Origin of the sequence: Wolbachia endosymbiont of Spodoptera picta (assembly GCF_018141665.1) — a bacterium.
In the GTDB taxonomy this organism is placed as follows: Bacteria; Pseudomonadota; Alphaproteobacteria; order Rickettsiales; family Anaplasmataceae; genus Wolbachia.
Genome location: NZ_CP067976.1, coordinates 261948 through 279270 on the forward strand (window position 1 = coordinate 261948; position 17323 = coordinate 279270).

A 17323-nucleotide genomic window follows, 5' to 3' on the forward strand; every position below is an offset into this window, starting at 1 on the left:
ATTAGGTAGTAAGTTAATTTATAATTAGTAAGATGTAAAGTCCACTTTGATTTTCTAAATGATCTAGACGAAGATAACTACCATCGAACAGACAAAATTCGTTAAATTAGCATCTGTAGTAATTCTTAGCAATTCTTAAGTAAAATTTTAGAAAGAGACGCCCCATAGTTATAATTGAGTGTGTGCTACTTTCAAGTATGGTTTTTATTGATGAAACCTCTTAGACCACTCTGTTTGAAATAAGGTAACTACTGCTTAATTCACCAAAAAGCCTGTAATTAAGTTTTAAAGCGAGTTTGCCCAAAACACACAAATCGATTGTACCTCTTTAGCGTCTGTAATGCCCTTTAAAATTTGAATAAAAGGTACTTTTGTTAATTCTATTAGTATAAAATAAACTTGTGCATGATTTTGTCGTCATTTTTATTCATTGTAAAGAAAATTTTGTATGAAAGTTTTTTAGAAAACTCACTTACCCCTCTTAAATGTTCTGAACATTCTGAAAATTTGAATAAGTGAAAACATAGGCTGTTTGTAAACAAAAAAGTAATTGCTATTTTCAGAAACTTTTTGAAAAATTACCACAAAATATCTAAATCTTTAATAGGCAAGACCGCACCATTTGCTTGTAGATAGTAATGTGTTGGCTTTATTAACTTGTGCTCTACTTTATCTCCTACTGAAACTTTAAATTCCATATCCTGCACACAAAGAAATCCATATTTAGAATTGGTCCCATATCCTGCAGCATTACGAAAGAATTTAATCTGTCCAAGAGTTGCAAGATTATTTATTCTTTCTCTAATATTGCGCTCACTGCCAAGACCCTCTTCTCCTTCAAAACGCTTTGCAAATTGTCCAGCAGTATAAATATTACCTTGATATGCGCTACTGCGAATTAAACTCAAGATAACCTCATGTTTTCTCATCCGTTCTAAATCCAACTTTTTACTATATTGATCTCTGATTATTGGTTCTGAATTTAAAACTGAATTGTCATGTACAAATGCCCCATTTTTCCAGTAAAGTGTCATTTGCCCGTTATTGCACTGCGAATAGTTAGATTTTTTGCGCGATAAAATTCTCTCATCAGGAGAAGCATTAGCTTTATCTGGTCTAGTCAAATACCAACGAGACCTTACTGTATTATTCCATGCTGTTGAACCGCCTGTGCCAGTTTTACGTATTATTCCCGCATCAGAAGGGTGGGCAAGTAATAAAACAGCTCCTTTTATTGCTTGAGCTATTCGACCACAACAACCTTGAATAAATTGTCTCACATGAGAACGGTCGTTTTCATTTCCTCCAAATAGGTCTGCTGCTGTATCTAATATCACAAGCTTCGGCTGAAACGATTCAATATCCTCAAGTAACTCTTGAAAGTACGTAGTTAATTGACCAGTATCTTTGTTATTAAAAACCATAAGTTGATTATTGTGCCCTGCTCGTGACCATAAGCCAACATTATCCTGAAAATCAGAAGATTCCATACCTGATTGATAAAATTCATTTATTGCGCATTGCCGACGCCAAAGTTCTTCTTCATCATCTTCACAGAACACACCATATGTCTTTATTTTTTCCAGATCTATTCCAAGCCAAGGTTTACCAAAAGCAGCGTCTGTCATTAATTGTTGAGCAAGGAGAGGTTTTCCAACACCACCATCACCATAAAGAGCTGTAACACTTCCTACAGGGAGCCAATCCTTAATAACCCACTTTCTTTCTGGAGGGATATTGGTCCAAACTGTAGTATCAATTCTTTTTGACTTTCTTGAAGAATAAGGGCTTTTGTTGTTAAGGATAAATTCTTCAACGTTCATTCCTTCTAGCACACTATCTGCAGCATCCCAAGATTTTGGCTTATCTTGAGGAATTGACCTTACCCAGAAAAAGTAGAGAGGAAGTTAAGACGTTTTTGAAGTAAAATAGAACGTTTTTTCAAAGAGGTGTAATATGGGAAACAGAAGGGAATATACAATAGAGTTTAAATTGGAAGCAATAAAACTAGTAAGAGAAACAGGTCAACCGTCAGCAAAAATAGCAAGAGATTTAGGTATGAGTGGAGATTTATTAAGCAGATGGGTAAGAAAATATAATGAAAAAATGTCAGGAGTAGATGCATTTCCAGGTAAAGGAAAGTTAGCTCCTTATGACAAAGAAAGGTTTGACTTAAAGAAAGAGTTAGCAAGAATAACTAGGGAAAGAGACATTTTAAAAAAAGCCCTGGGATATTTTGCCAGCCAAAAGGAGTAAAATATTCTTTTATAAAAGATCATAGAAACAGCTATAAAATACAGGAGTTATGTAGGTTTTTAAATGTATCTGCTTGTGGTTATTATAAATGGGTTGCTCAGGAGAAAAGCAATAAAGAATTAGCAAGAGAGGAGCTTCTAGCAGATATTCAAAAAATATATCAAGCATCACAATGCAGGTACGGAGCTCCTAAAATCCATGCTGAACTAAAAGCTTTAGGCAAAAATTATAACATCAAAACAGTGCAAGATGTAATGCAAAAAAATGGCATTCAAGCTAAGCTTAGAAGAAGATTCAAAACTAAAAAACAGCAAACAGACAGTAGGATTATAGCTCCAAATATCCTGGATCAAAATTTTACTACGGACCAGCCCAATAAGGTATGGGTAACTGATATTACTTATATAAAAACCAAAGAAGGCTGGCTATATTTGGCAGCAATAATTGACTTATATTCACGTATGGTAGTTGGTTGGTCAATGAGTAGTTCAATGGATAAACAATTAATTATAGATGCTTTATTTATGGCTGTTAATAAACGCAAACCCGCCAAAGATCTACTGTTTCATAGTGATCAAGGGTCACAATATACTTCTAAAAATTACCAATTCTTATTAAATAGAGAAAATATTATCTCTAGCATGAGTCATAAGGGTTGTTGTTATGATAACTCACCTACAGAAAAGCTCACTCAAAAGAGAGCTACTTATTGATCCTTCACAACACTCTGCTCAACAAGCTAGAACTGCCATATTTGAATACATTGAAATTTTTTATAATAAACAACGACGTCATTCTACTATTAACTATTGCATCCCTGAACAATTTGATGCATCATTTTCATGACAAAAACGTCTTAACTTCCTCTCTACTTTTTCTGGGTAAGGTCAAATCTTGAGAATAGAAAGTGATGCAACTCCAAAACCAGAAAGCTTTTTTGCGGCTTCTTGAGCATAATCTTTTCCAGGATCATCGTTATCTGGCCATATAATAATGTGTTTACCTTTAAGTGGAGTCCAATCAGTTTTCTCAATAGGTGCTTTTGCTCCAAACATTGCTGTTGTTGCAGTGATCCCTTGTTCTATGAGTAGCTCAGCACATTTTTCCCCTTCTACCAATATCACTCTATCAGATTTAGTGATGTCTGGAATGTTATACAGAGGCCTGATCTCAGGTGCAGTAAAGGTAGATTTTTTAGCATCAAATGGTTGATAACTTTTTCCTGAAGCAGTATCATAACGATATTTGCTGGCAATCAACTGATTATCCTGATCGAGATAGTCCCATTGAGTTATTCTCTTTTGCTCTTTAGTAGGTCGCTTGTTACATCCTATCCATTCACTTATCGAAGAAATTACTTCAACAAATTCTATTTTAGCGTTTTTCCCATGTGCAGCTGCCCAAAGATCAATAATGTCACCACCGTCCCCAGTTGCAAAATCAATCCATAATCCGACCTTGCCATACGCTAATTCAACTTTGAGGCTTTTGCCTTTATTACCTTGTACATCACCTACCTGAAATTTATCACCATGAAAAGTTCCTCTTGGAAATAAATAAGAGAGGCATGATCTGATGTTTAATAATAGTTGTCTTTTTATTTCTTCTACATCAAATTGTTCTAATGGTTCTAAATGTGAGACAGCGTCGTTAAAATCATAATTTAAAGTATTTTTTTCTTTGACATCAGTTAAAAAATCTTGTACCATAGGTTGAAGCTCCTTTTAAAGTTAAGTGTTTGAAAGGTTTTTGAGCAAGGCTATATTGGTTGCGGTCTTGTTCTCTTAATCATGAAGTAAAAAATGTAGTAGGTGGTTCTCTTGGCAAAGCTTGAAAATATATTAATAAGTGAAGGAAGTCAGTTCAGGTTTATAGTAAAGGTAAGATTGAAGGCTCTTAGAGTTTTCTTTCTTTTAAGAGAAAATACTCTAATGTAATTCTACAATATTTTCCTCACTATGTCAACTTCCTATTAAATAATCATAATGCTTCTATTTTGTCACATTGATATATTACATATTTATAGTATGTAATATATATTATATATAAGGAAATTTGCCATTTAACATTTTGGTTAAACCTCCACATATACGCAGCTTTGGAGCCGATTGGCAATTTTGCCAAATGAAATTTTATTTGCCATTTGAAATTCTCTTAAGGTATTGATTTTCTTGTATTTCTCTTTGTAAGTTCATCTGGTTATTTGGTAGGTTTGCCAAATGATTTGCATTTTGAAGCTTACTTTAATAAGTAAATATACCTATATGGTAGAAAATTTATGACAGTTGCTTACTGCATAAACTAAGTTCACTTATTAACATAACTCAAGAGATGCTTATATTTCTGTACCATTTACTATAGTATACCGGATCCCTTATCGATCTTTCCGGAAGTGAGGGAAATTTTTCCAAAACACTTTTACTCCTTATTATAAAAACATCTAACTTTAAACTTACACTGTTCCCTTACTATATATGTTCACCAAAATTATAAAAACTGTTCACTTTTTTAAAAAATTTTGCACAACTCCGCTTTCTATTAGCTTTCATACTCCACTAAATGACTTCTTTTCTAAACGATATATACTAGAAATGCAGTCCGAAATATGAATTGCTCTAAAATTTTTTTCATTACGATTTTTCTATTAAACTTTAATAGAGCTTAACACATTTACAATATACTCAGGGGAGAGATTTTCCGTCTATAAGAAGTAGCCACAAAATGCTATATTAGTAAAGTTATTCATAATAATTATTTGTGAATTAAGTGCTTTAGATTCGAGATTACATAGATTTTTGGCAGTTTAAGCCATTTTAGATTGAAAAATGAAATCTCCAAAAAGGAAAAAACCCGGCTATATTAAAGGGTTAAGAGTAATTTAAGTTTGAAATTCAAAAAAACTTCTTAATTGCTTTAAAAGCTAGGATTATAGAGGGTTTTTGAGTGTAGCCCAGTTTCAGGTAAAACCTTATATATTATATATATAATAAATAATAATATATAATAATAGAACATATAGGATATGTACCTTTCATAATACCTACCTAAATATTATTAACGCGCTTAAATGTTTAATTTGTTACTTTTTTAATAACAAGTTAAGCAAAAAAACATGAACTGTAATAAGTTTATTATAATATAAACCTTAAGAGAAGTTCCGCGGTGGCCATCTGCTCAACTGAAATGGTTTTCAAAAAGGCTAATATACCGTCCATTTTAATTTTTAACCGAAATATAAAAGTCATTTAAAAAATAAACTCAAGTGGCAATTAACCGGTTTTTTAAAGTCGCCTATAACCTACTCTAACTACTTACGCATACAGGTGGACCAGCTGCATTTCATGATATTAGTAGACATAAACCTAGTTATTGTAAGATAATTAAAGGCATCACTCAAAGGAAGATAAATGTGTGGCCTATTCTTCAAAGTAAGGTTTTAAGGAATAAGAAGCTGTTCTGAGTTTTGTGATTTCCAGTAAAATTGAAAAATTAGGAACAAAAACATACTATACTTAACTCACTGAATTTCTATGCTTTTAGCCACTTAGTGTGTGAAAATATTACTTTTCCATTTCCAAAAGACTTAATGAATCAGATCGCCCTAAATAAAAATACAACACAGAGACAAAAATATGAAAAACCTGCTATTGCATTTTGGATAACCTAAAAAAAGATGAAAGATAAATGCTTACAAAAAACAAGATGGCTAATAATATCGTTTTAAAAAGATTCTACGACTCCAGGATACAATTATACTACTAAGACCTAAGTTACTTATGTAAGGTAGCTTAAAACTCGATTATGAGGCACTTCTAAATTATCTTTTACCTTAAACTTTTACTTGCTATAAAAAAACCTTACCCTAGTCTATCACGTTTTTTATTTGTTGTAAAATATTTTTTCAAAAAAGTGAACAGCTTTTGTAATTTAGGTAAATATATATAACAAGAGCTGGTTATTTTGGAGGTCTTATTGAAATATAACGACTTTTATTTAAAACTCTTAAGGAAATATTTTAAATAATCTCTATAAACAAATTGTAGATGAAGATAAAGAAAAAAGTTTGAAATTGTTGCTATAAAAGAAGAAACAGAAGCTACAAAAACCGCTTGAAGTGGAGACAAATTTATTTATTTACGTCTCTAATTTTATCGTGTATGGCAGAGACAAAGATTTATATTTCCACTATATTATTGGTAGATGAAAAGCAGAGATATAGGGCTTTCTAAAGGGTGGGGGGGTCTGGTAGAGACTTATGACCTTGAAATCAGCGATTTGGTCTCATAACCATAGTCTCCCCAAAAGAACCGTGCTTGCGGATTTCCCGCACACGGCTCCACAATACAGCGTTCACACTAGTGCTCCTGTGTATAAAGAAACATATACCTTTGGTTTTGGTAATGGATTTACTTTTAAATAGTGTATAAATTGTTCCCAATCGATACTTTTCTTTTGACTACGTCGGTTTATCCACTTAAATGCTAACTTTGTTGCCAGTCGATTGAATTGAATCAAACACCGATAATTTCCGCTAACTCCGAAGTAGCTATAGTGTCCTGTTAGTTTGGCTTTAAGTTTCTGCCACCAATCTTTGAGGCAGATACGACTTCGTACCATCTTCAACCACTCTTTGATTTCTTTAATCTTTCTAGCTAGGCTTATTTTTGAAGTTTTCTGCTTCATCATAAGTTTACCATTACGACTTTTTCCACAATAATGTGTAAATCCTAGAAAGTTGAAGCTAGCCGTCCTACGTTTCTCTCTTTCTGCTTGATACCATTCTTTCTTACCAAACTTTACTATTTTTGTTTTATTTTCAGCTATTTCCAATCCAAATTTACTTAGTCTTTGTTTCAGTAATTCTAGAAATTCTTTTGCGTCTTCTTCCCTCTCGCAGCCAACTACAAAATCGTCGCAAAACCTTATTAGCTGTATATATCCTCTGGCTTTTGGCTTAAATTTCTTTTCAAACCATAAGTCCAGCACATAGTGTAAGTATATATTAGCTAATACAGGGCTTACTATACCACCTTGTGGTGTGCCTTGATCGGTTGCTTTATAACATCCAACTTCGACTATTCCTGCCTTTAGAAATCGTTTTATTAACCACAATAAATTTGGGTCAGCTATTCGTTCCCTTAGACAATTCATTAGCCATTTATGTTGAACATTATCAAAGAACTTCTTGATATCCACTTCTACAATATAGTTAATTGGTTTGTGCATAACTGCTTTATCTAGAACGTTTATCGCCTGATGACAATTTCTTCCTGGTCGAAATCCATACGAGCTGTCCATAAAGTTTGCTTCATAAATATTTTCTAATATCTTCTTTAGCATTACCTGTACCAACTTTTCTTCTGTTGATGGTATTCCGAGACCGCGTTTTTCCTTGCTTCCAATTTTGGGTATGTATACCCTTTTCACTGGTTGCGGTCGGTATTGCTTTCTCTTCATACTATCCACTAGCATTCTAAGTTTCTCTTCTAGATTTTCTCCATAAGCTTCCACTGTCACACGATCTATACCGCAAGCCTTGTTGCGTTTTAGTTCCTTGTAACACTCTGCAAGATTCTCTTCATTAATCAAATGAACTAGCGATGTAAATTTTACTCGCTTATCTTGCTTAGCCCTTACTGCTATCTGGTTTAGTTTTCCTTGCATACTCCTCCAATCTCTGTTGTATTGGTATAGCAATCCCTATACCAGTCACTATATTGCTAACCGCTTCCCCTTGTATGTGGCTTTCCCACACTCCGAGTACTATCAGTTAGTCCGACTTCCTTTGCATCTTCCTCCAGTCCTTGCCTTTATTGACTTGTTCCAGAGTACCCTTACAGGAATACAAAGGATCTCCCAAGTTCACGTAAGGTCCATCTCAACACATGACGCGGCCTTCGATCCCGATGGGGTGAGTAATATCTTTCCTTAGCGTTATTACCCATGTTGCCTTCCACCAAATGTAAAGTGTCGGCCCCCATGACGCGTGAATTACGGGACTCAATACCTTCACTTTCGTTGCACCCTATGTTGTCCATTCCATTAGCTTTACTACGCTCGTTACCTTACGCAGCATAATGGTTTGTTCCAGGTTGCTGGCTAAGCTTTACCCGTGTTGGATTTTCACCAACTGTTCCTTACGTACTTCTTGGCGCACACATTTTACACCCCAGACGCTTTTATTTTCCACGTTATTCCAGACTTGTCTCTAAGTGGCGGTGAGTGTACTTTATATCTTCGATCACCTATAACAAAAACATCTCCCACTATTGGCTTTAACACATCAAACGCACTTACTTCTAACGCTAAAGTTTCTTCCACAAATTGCCCTTCACCAATCTCGTATAATTTATCTGGCTCTTGCTTTAATACTTGTACCATGTACGCCTTATTTTTCGACTCATACAAAGCTAACTCTCCTAAATGGGCAAAACAATCTTTAAATAATCTCTTTATATTTTTCTGCATACCATTTTTTCTAAAAGTCTTTACATATTATTTTAAACATATTGCATATCTTATATTTTTATGGTATATTTTTAAGGTCATAAATAGAGTTTTCTATGTGGGGACCCTACTATGTTGTTACTATTTTCGCTAAAACGGCCGGACGATGGCACATTGGCAGAGGATTTGACTGCGTATGTAAATCGGTCCCTCTATCAAATCTTCTTGGCTCTTGTTTTGCATAAAGCGGTTGTCCTAGTGTGTTTACCGTTTCATTAAAATCTGCTGGTGCAAAATATGTTGTAAATGTGCTTGCTGTTCCTAGTGGAAAACAGTGACCTGTATCTTTCTCAATAAATCTTCTTACGGTTCCTTCAGGGTCAGTTGCTTGCCCTCTATATTCCTCAAATGTTATGCCACAGAACGTAAATCCTGACCTCATATCATTTCGAAGTGCTGCTCCTTCTTGCCATCTTTCATATGCTTCTTTTACTTTAGCATGAGAAGTTAATGCATCAAAAAACTCAGGGCTTACCAAGGCATGAATTCCAGTCATATATTCACCACTTAGGTTATCTTCTATATGCCGGAGTACTTCCAGACACTTACGTTTTACATCAGTTGTTGCTGTTCCAAGGGCAAAATTTACTACTTTTGGTGTTATTTCAAATTTGTTGTACAGATTTAATAATTCTGACCCATCAGCATCTAAAATTATTCCCTTCAGCGCTCCCATTCGCAAATGCTCTAATGTTATTGCATGTTTGTTTCTCATTAGCTGTAAATGGTCAGTTACTACGTCTGCCAGCGCTTTCAGTTCACTCTCTGATCCAAATGCTCTTATTCCCTGTACTTCTTCTGGTAACACTACATCATCATGAGGAATATGTGGAATCGTAAATGTTCTTACTTTTCTTTTCCCTCTTTTTCCTACTGTTGCTGGTGCTCCGGGTAACTGCGTTGGTAGTAAACTTAACACTCCGTTGTGTTCTTCTATCGTAATATGTCTAAATCTTACTGATCTACTTGGAAATAAATTTAAATTTCCAACACGTCCATAATTTATCGGCAATATATTCATCGCATTTGTTAGTGCCGTCATGCTAAATGCTGTATTTGTAAATGGATTTTGCATTCTTTTTCTCCTTATTAATTTTAGTTAAACTCCCTTGCGGACAATGATCCCTCGTGCTTCAAGTGGCTTTATTGCTGCATTTTTCTGCTCTTTAGTGATATTTGCTGGCCATACAACTGCATAATCAGCTAGCATTGCACTACGAGTAATAATTACTGCTTTGGCATTTTCTGTCGCATTTACATCACTTACTATTGCACCTATTGCTGTTTGTGTGCCATCTGTGGCAGTTGGATTTATTATCCTAATCATGTTGTCTTTATCACGACCAACAACTGTCCCTAGCTTCAGATTTTGACCCTTTGCTACCGTTATTTGGTCTCTTGAATATAGACTTGATGCCTCATACTTTAATAAGTCACCTAGATTATTTTGTTCTGTTATACTACTCATTTTGCTTTTCTCCTTTTGTTATATATTTTAAATGCCTACGACTTTTCGCTACCTGCATCATCAACTCTTCTCCTGAATTCTGTGGTATTGCACTCAGTATCTCTGTCTTTTTCGTTCTTTCTGCAAGTAATTCCATTAAAACCTCCCTTGCTTGCTCAACACTTACGCCCTGCTCAATAAATTCTCCTATTTTCTCTGGCATTCGTGATAAGTTACATAAACGTACTAATTCAAGAACTTCAGTACGATACTTAGTTAAATTATTAGTTTCTAGGTCAGTTATAGTTTGCTCGTTCATAGTAATACTCCTGTTTTTATTAATAGATTTAAACTCTGAAAGAATTGTAATTCCATCTGCAAGACCTATCTCTACTGCATTTTCACCAAAATAAAGCCCTGCTTCAGTATTTTTTATTGCCTCTACAGAGAGGTTTCTATTCCGTGCTATTAGCTCAACCAGCATTTCATATAAACGATTCACTTCGCTTTTTAGATTTTCTAAACTCTCAGAAGTTATTGGCTCATGTGGATTTAAATCATTTTTTCTACTTCCTGCAAACACTGTGGTATATTTTATTCCACATTTTTCATCAAATCCACTTTGATCTATATGACTTGCTATTACTCCTATACTCCCAACTCCTGAAGTGCGGGTGAGAAAAATCTTTTCAGCACTAGAAGCTATAGCGTACGCTGCAGAATATGCATCATCATTTGCTATCGCTATTATCCTCTTTTTTCCTCTTGCACTGTAAATAAAATCAGCAAGGTCAAACACTCCATTTACTTCTCCTCCTGGACTGTCTATATCCAACAGGATTGTTTCTATATCACTATCTTCTATTGCTTGTGTAATTTGTGCTTCTATTTGATTATAGGAAGTCATTCCCAAAATATCATCAAAAGTTTCTGACTTTTTTGTCAAGATTCCATGTATCGGTATTATTCCTCTTTCACTATTTCCTACTGCATGTTTTATATTTTTAAAGATAGGCTGCTTTCCTGTTTGTAGTGACAGTAATTCAAAACTCCTTGGTTCTACCATTACACATCTGTTTAGCCATTGTTGTTTCATATCACCTCTTGATTGGCCGTAACGTCAGAATCAAAACTTAAGCCCAGTTCACTTGCACGTCTTTGATCTTCTGCTATTTCTTGGTCAATTTCTTCTACATCATAACCCATTTCTGATACTACTTCCGCTCGACTCTTGAATCCATTTCTTACTGCCATTTGCTGTGCTTGCTGATCTTTTAGCGGATCGACCCAATCAAATCCCTGTGGTATCCATTTTACTTCTTTTTTTGCTCCTTCTTTTCCCTTTGTCCATTCTTCACCTATGTCTAGCTCTCCAGAAAGTAGTGCTAACTCTAACCACCTATCCCATACAGGACGGCAAAACTGAAATACCATTATGTTATGCTGTAACATTGTACATCTCCTACGAAACTCTATTAATCCTGCTCTAATTGATGAATAATTAACACCGGTTAAATCTCCTGTTAGTTGCTCATATGTTATCCCTGTACCAATCGCTATTGCCCTGAGTTGCTGTCTTATAAACGCTTCATAACTTCCTCCAACATCTGACGGTTCTGAAAATTTTATGTCTTCTCCTGGGTCTAAAAGCTGCATTGTTCCTGGCTCTAAACCTGATAGTGCCACTCCTTGCTCATTACTTTCACTTTCTCCCATGATATTTGCTTCTGGATCGAGTCTCGTAATAAATCCAGCAAACATTGCTGCAGTTTTCTTTCTCACCAGCTCTGCATCATCATATTGATCAAGCTCATAAAGCTTCAGCAGTATATTAGAAAGCCAAGGCTCCCCTCTGATTTGCCCAGGTCTTAATGGTCTATAAATATGTAAAACATCATTTGCTGGCACTCTCACTGATTCTCCAAACATACTTTCACCAGGGTGTTCTTTAAATAGGTAGTATGCTTCTCTTTGCCCAAGCCTGTTAAACTCAATCCCGTTTCTTATTACATTACCATTTCCTAAAGTTTGATTTGTTTTATTATCTAAATGTTCAGACTCAAGTACTTGTAGTTGTAATGGTACAGAAAATCTATCCTCTAGCTTTCTCGTTCTTAAACGTATAAAACATTCTCCTCCCTCTATCATACTTCTGCATACTAGAGCTTGTAATCCATAAAAATCACTTACTCCGTTACTATCTGCTTCATCTGTCCATCTTAGCCATAATTCTTGTACTTTCTTTCGAAATTCTCCATCTCTTGCTTTTGATTGCGGTTTTATTCCTGTTCCAATAGAGTTACTTACTATCGTATCAATTATATTTGCAGCGTAAGGATTTTTTCTCACCATATCACGTGATCTACTACGTAAAGTTTCAAGGCTTTGAGACAGCAAATTGTTTATACTTCCTAACTCTGGTTGAAAGTGAAAAAATCTTCTTCCTGATCCTGCTGCATCCCAGGCTGAGCTTTTGATTTTTGGCTTACTAAATAGTTGTTTGAATGATTTGAGTAGCATTACTTCTCTTTATCTGAAACTTTAGATAACTCAGCTTCTAATTCCTCTATCGTTGGTAAAGCTGTCTTTATATTCTCTGGTAGACTTTCAGTTATTCGATATTCTGCTAGTCCTATTGGTTTTGTCATATCTTTTAGAGTGTATTTTACTAGTACATCATTTTTAGATTTACATAAAATCAACCCTACAGATGGTTGATCTGTCTCGTGTTTTAGCAAGTCATCTACTGCTGAAAGGTAGAAATTCATTTTACCGGCGTATTCTGGTTTAAACTTATTATCTTTCAATTCAATTACTATAAAACAACGTAATTTTAGATGGTAGAATAATAGATCGACAAAGAAGTCTTCATCACCAACATCTAAATGAAATTGTCTACCTACAAATGCAAAGCCTTCACCAAGTTCTAACAAAAACTTCTCCATATGTCCTACAAGACCTTTTTCTACTTCTCTTTCATGAGCATCCTTTCCTATACTTAAAAAATCAAAAATATATGGATCTTTTAACGTGTAATGCGCTAGATCTGATTGAGGTGAAGGTAACTTCTCTTTAAAATTAGTGATAGCCTTTCCTTGACGTTTATGTAACCCAAGTTCAATCTGCATTACCATGATGTTTCTTGACCAGCCATGTTCTATAGCTTCTTTTATGTAGAATAGCCTCGCTTCTTTGTCCCGAACTAAGTCCATCAGAAATATATTATGTCCCCATGGCAATTGGGCAACAAGTTGTTGCACAAATTCAATATCTTGATATTCCCCTGCAAACTGCCTCATATATTTTAGATTTCTTGTGCTAAAACCTTTCATTTCTGGAAACTCAGCCTTTAAGTCTCTACTTAACTGCTCAATTACTTTGGATCCCCAACCTTGGCTCTTTTGTTTTTCTAGAATCTGTGTTCCAATATAATGATAAAGTAGTAGTAGCTCTTTATTTACTGTTCTTGCTGCTTTATAACGACTAATAGCAATCTGTTCTTTCAGCTGCTCTAAAAATTCTGTATATTCTTTTGCTATAATTTTTGTCATACGGTTCCTTTCAACGATTTTCATCATTATATGATCCCCTTACTCGTTGAAAAAACAATTTTCCTCTTTGGCTTCATGCCCGCAACTTTTAACCCCGCTTTTATTCGTTGCCTGAGCTCCAATAAATCCTTTATTTGAACTTCCCCGTACCGTACAATATGGTCACCATATGCAATTGATACTACTCTCTCTCCATTTTGTAGTTTCTTTATCGCTTCTTCGACTTGAATTAAATATTCTTCGTTATACATTTCACTTCTCATTCAACCATTGGCTTTGCCTTACTTTTTTAGGCTTTTTGCTTTCCATTTTTCCACTCAAACTATTCCATTTACTCTCTGGCCAATGATCGATTCCAAGCGCAATAGATGCAGCTCTCGCATAAATTTGGTAATCTAGCACTTCATTTCTTTCTCTTACCTTTTGCCACTCTTGTTTGGTGTATCCTTTTACCACTTTGCTGACTAATTGCTCTGCCGTTAGCTGCTTAAAATATTCAGGTGCATATTCGGGAAAATGACAATATCCTGCTGGAGCTTCTTCACCTTCTTTTAAAACATTAAGTAATTGAAAAAGCTCTGACTTTAATATCGATACTCCTACTGGCCATAGCTTTATTCTCTCTTTAGCTTTTGACCACCAACTGTTATATCTACTCTACTTGGGCTGCTAAGTGGCACTAGTGCTTTATTTACACCTTTTACTGCCATTACTCTTCCAGAGCCTTGATGACTCCTTACCCAATTATACACTTCCTGCGTTGCATACCCTGCATCAACCGCCATCATACTTATCATATATTCAAGACCATTTTCACCAATAAAATGATGATTGAGGAGCTCCGAAAGCTTTCCCCATACTTCTCCTCCTCCTGTATCTCCTTCAAATACTCGGTAGTCTATTGACCAACTTTCACGGCTTTTTCCCCATGCTACAACTTCTACTTCTAACCGATCTTTTTGGACATCTACTCCTGCTGTGAGAACCACTTCACCTTTTGGTACTGTGCCTACGGGAAAAAATTCTCTCCTGTTAAATAATTGCTTCCAATCTGGTACTTCTCCTTTATCTACCCAGGTTTCTCCAAGCGTAGTATTTATCCAAACCTTCAGTAATTGTTCGCTTTCCTTTGCATGGAGAAAGTCCTCTACTGCTTGTTGCCAACTATACCAGCCTACTGGACTATAAAGACTTGAAAGATGAAATCCTTTTTTCTCCCCTTCTTTTGCCCCTGTAGCTCTCCATTCTCCACGGTCTAGCATCTCTGTCTTTTGATGATTTTCTATCTTTTCACCACATTCTATACACATATAGTGTGCTGTATTTGGATTTTTATCTTCCCATTTTATTTGTGACCACTTTAAAATTTGGTAATAATTACAATGCGGACATGGTACAAAAAAATATCTCTTGTCTGTAGCTTCAAATTCCTTCTCAATTCTGCTTATTCCATGAATCGTTGGCGTTGATACTAAAAAAATCTTTCGCCGTGCAAATGTATTAGTACGGGCTATGCTGAGTAAAACTGGATCTCCTTCACCTCCCGAATCTCCTGGATAGGCATCTATTTCATCAAGAAAGAGATATTTTACTGGCATAGATCGGAGGCCTACACTGCTATTTGCTCCGGTTATTACTACTATTCCACCTGGAAATTCCTTACTTTGTACAGTATTCCCTGAATCTCTTGATCTTGGGTCTTTTACTTTACTTTTTAAACATGGTGTACTTTCAATCAGTGGCGCAAATCTTCCTTTTGACCAACGTTTTCCCATTTCAACTGTTGGCTGTACTACTAGCATTGGCCCTGGTGTTTGATCGATGATATAGCCTATCCAATTGTTACCAGCTTCTGTTCCCCCAATCTGCGCTCCTTTCATGAATACTACTTTTTCTGCAGGTGAAGAAGGAGAAAGTGAATCCATTATTTCTTTTAAATAAGGAGTTCTTTCTGTTCTCCATTTCCCTGGCTCTGATGCTGCAGTTGGTGCTAGAACTCGATACTCATTTGCCCACTCTGATACTTTAAGCTCTGGATCTGGTCTTAAACCTTCAGAAAAAGCTCTAGCGTATATCATTGTCTGCATCTATTCATAATTGACTCTATCTCAACATCATTAACAGTAGAACTACACTCTTCCAGTTCCATAAACATCTTTTTCTGAAATTCCTTTTCTATGTATCTTTTGCTCATCTCACTTATCATTATTGCTATAATAAGCGCAAGTATTCCTGTTGTTGTTGCAAAAATGATTGTACTGCTTATTGTTGTTGCTGTTAAACCTATATATGCTGCCATTGCTACTGCGCTAACTGTAATACAGATGCAGATAATATTATTATGTTTTTTCATCCTTTTATCTGCTATTTCTCTCTGTGCTATATATTTATTATGAAGGGTTGGAAAATTAACAACGGTATCTCTGCAGAGTAACGCTCCATTTTTTTCAGTAAATAAAACTTTAAGTAACTCTAAATTATTTGACTTGATTGCTAAGTGCAAAACAGGTGTATAGTTTGCTCCTTTTTTCAGTAGTAATTTTACTACATGTAAATGTCCTTTTTCTGCAGCAAGGTAAATAGGTGATAAACCTTTATTATTTACAATATCAATATCAATTTCTTCCTTTAAGATTGCATCTACAAGCTCAATTTCTCCTCTTTGTGCAGCTAAATGGAGTAGACTATTCTTTTCAGAACCGTATTTATTACTCATCAAAGCCTTCTTTATCTCAGGTTTAGCGTAATCAAATGGTGTCTTGCCCCTATCGTCTTTTACCAGAGGGTCTATATCTTCTCGCGTTAGTAAGACCTCTATTGTTTTAAGTCTTTCAGCGTAATGTAGAGGTGTTCTATTTTCGTAGTCCTGCAAATTGACTTGAGCATTAGGCTCCTTTATTAAGCATTTGAGAATATCAAGACATAAATCCCTTTCATCGTAATTAGTATTACTTACAGCTATATGCACAGGTGATAATTTCATCGAGTTTTGTCCTACACGTGCGCTATTTACATCTGCTCCTAGCTCCAGTAATAACTTTACTATCTCCAACTTCTTGTTATTAACTGCATAGTGCATTGGTGTCTGATTTCGTGCATCAAAGACATCTATTTCAGCGCTTCCTTCTTCCACTAAAATTTTGACAACATTTTCATGTCCTATGCCTGCTGCTAGATGTAATGGAGTATGATGCAGAGCATTTCGTACATTAACGTCAATACCTTTTCTGATCAAATATCTAACTGCATTAATTTCACCTATCATTGCAGCTAAATGAAGTAAGCTATCTTGTTCTGATCCGTATTTGTGATTGATTAATGCTTGTAATATTTCTGCTTTTTTACCTTCTTTGGCATAATCTAAGGAGGTTTTGCCTTCATTGTCCTCAACAAAAGGATTAATGTTCTTTTTCGTGAGTAACAGATCTACCATACTTAATTCATCAAACTCTATAGCGCAATGCAGTGGAGTTTTTCCGTTTAACCCTCTGACATTAACATCTAATCCAGGTTGATTAATGAGGCATTTTATTAACTCTAAACTTAAGTTATCAGCCATTTT

General features: G+C 35.3%; 10 protein-coding genes and 3 pseudogenes. 1 reads left to right on the top strand and 12 read right to left on the bottom strand.

What is annotated here, in order from left to right; all coding sequences use genetic code 11:
* Positions 1-578 precede the first annotated feature (578 nt).
* Entirely contained in the window at positions 579-1835 is a 1257-nt protein-coding gene (locus JKF54_RS01085; protein WP_246433207.1) for an AAA family ATPase, read from the bottom strand.
* Positions 1836-1956: 121 nt separating this feature from the next.
* On the opposite strand from JKF54_RS01085, the pseudogene JKF54_RS06850 reads away from it, so the two are divergent.
* Positions 1957-3102 (top strand): annotated as a pseudogene (locus JKF54_RS06850) (IS3 family transposase).
* Between the two features lie 44 nt (positions 3103-3146).
* On the opposite strand, the pseudogene JKF54_RS01105 reads toward JKF54_RS06850, so the two are convergent.
* The 11 genes and pseudogenes from JKF54_RS01105 to JKF54_RS01155 form a co-directional block, all read right to left on the bottom strand.
* A pseudogene (locus tag JKF54_RS01105) lies at positions 3147-3965 on the bottom strand (AAA family ATPase); the annotation flags it as partial.
* A 2641-nt stretch (positions 3966-6606) separates the two neighbouring features.
* Positions 6607-7920, bottom strand: a complete 1314-nt coding sequence (ltrA, locus tag JKF54_RS01110) for a group II intron reverse transcriptase/maturase (RefSeq protein ID WP_211907771.1) — start codon at positions 7918-7920, stop codon at positions 6607-6609.
* Between the two features lie 498 nt (positions 7921-8418).
* Complete coding sequence (locus JKF54_RS01115; protein WP_211908267.1) at positions 8419-8724, bottom strand: head-tail joining protein; 306 nt, start codon at positions 8722-8724, stop codon at positions 8419-8421.
* A gap of 109 nt (positions 8725-8833) precedes the next feature.
* Positions 8834-9838 carry a major capsid protein gene (locus JKF54_RS01120; protein ID WP_211908268.1) on the bottom strand — a complete coding sequence of 335 codons (1005 nt, stop codon included), beginning with the start codon at positions 9836-9838 and terminating at the stop codon, positions 8834-8836.
* A 24-nt stretch (positions 9839-9862) separates the two neighbouring features.
* Positions 9863-10231 (bottom strand): head decoration protein, encoded by a 369-nt coding sequence (locus JKF54_RS01125; protein WP_211908270.1) that lies wholly within the window; start codon positions 10229-10231, stop codon positions 9863-9865.
* Positions 10224-11306 (bottom strand): S49 family peptidase, encoded by a 1083-nt coding sequence (locus JKF54_RS01130; RefSeq protein WP_211908272.1) that lies wholly within the window; start codon positions 11304-11306, stop codon positions 10224-10226. Before JKF54_RS01130 ends, JKF54_RS01125 begins: the two co-directional genes overlap by 8 nt.
* Positions 11303-12730 (bottom strand): phage portal protein, encoded by a 1428-nt coding sequence (locus tag JKF54_RS01135; protein WP_211908274.1) that lies wholly within the window; start codon positions 12728-12730, stop codon positions 11303-11305. The genes JKF54_RS01130 and JKF54_RS01135 overlap by 4 nt, the downstream gene beginning before the upstream one ends.
* On the bottom strand, positions 12730-13761 hold the full coding sequence (locus JKF54_RS01140; RefSeq protein WP_211908698.1) for a PDDEXK nuclease domain-containing protein: 1032 nt from the start codon (positions 13759-13761) through the stop codon (positions 12730-12732). The genes JKF54_RS01135 and JKF54_RS01140 overlap by 1 nt, the downstream gene beginning before the upstream one ends.
* Positions 13762-13787: 26 nt before the next feature.
* Positions 13788-14012 carry a hypothetical protein gene (locus JKF54_RS01145; protein WP_211908700.1) on the bottom strand — a complete coding sequence of 75 codons (225 nt, stop codon included), beginning with the start codon at positions 14010-14012 and terminating at the stop codon, positions 13788-13790.
* A 1-nt stretch (position 14013) separates the two neighbouring features.
* Positions 14014-15839, bottom strand: a pseudogene (locus JKF54_RS01150) (phage terminase large subunit family protein).
* Complete coding sequence (locus JKF54_RS01155) at positions 15836-17320, bottom strand: ankyrin repeat domain-containing protein (protein WP_211908276.1); 1485 nt, start codon at positions 17318-17320, stop codon at positions 15836-15838. Before JKF54_RS01155 ends, JKF54_RS01150 begins: the two are co-directional and overlap by 4 nt.
* Between the last annotated feature and the right edge of the window lie 3 nt (positions 17321-17323).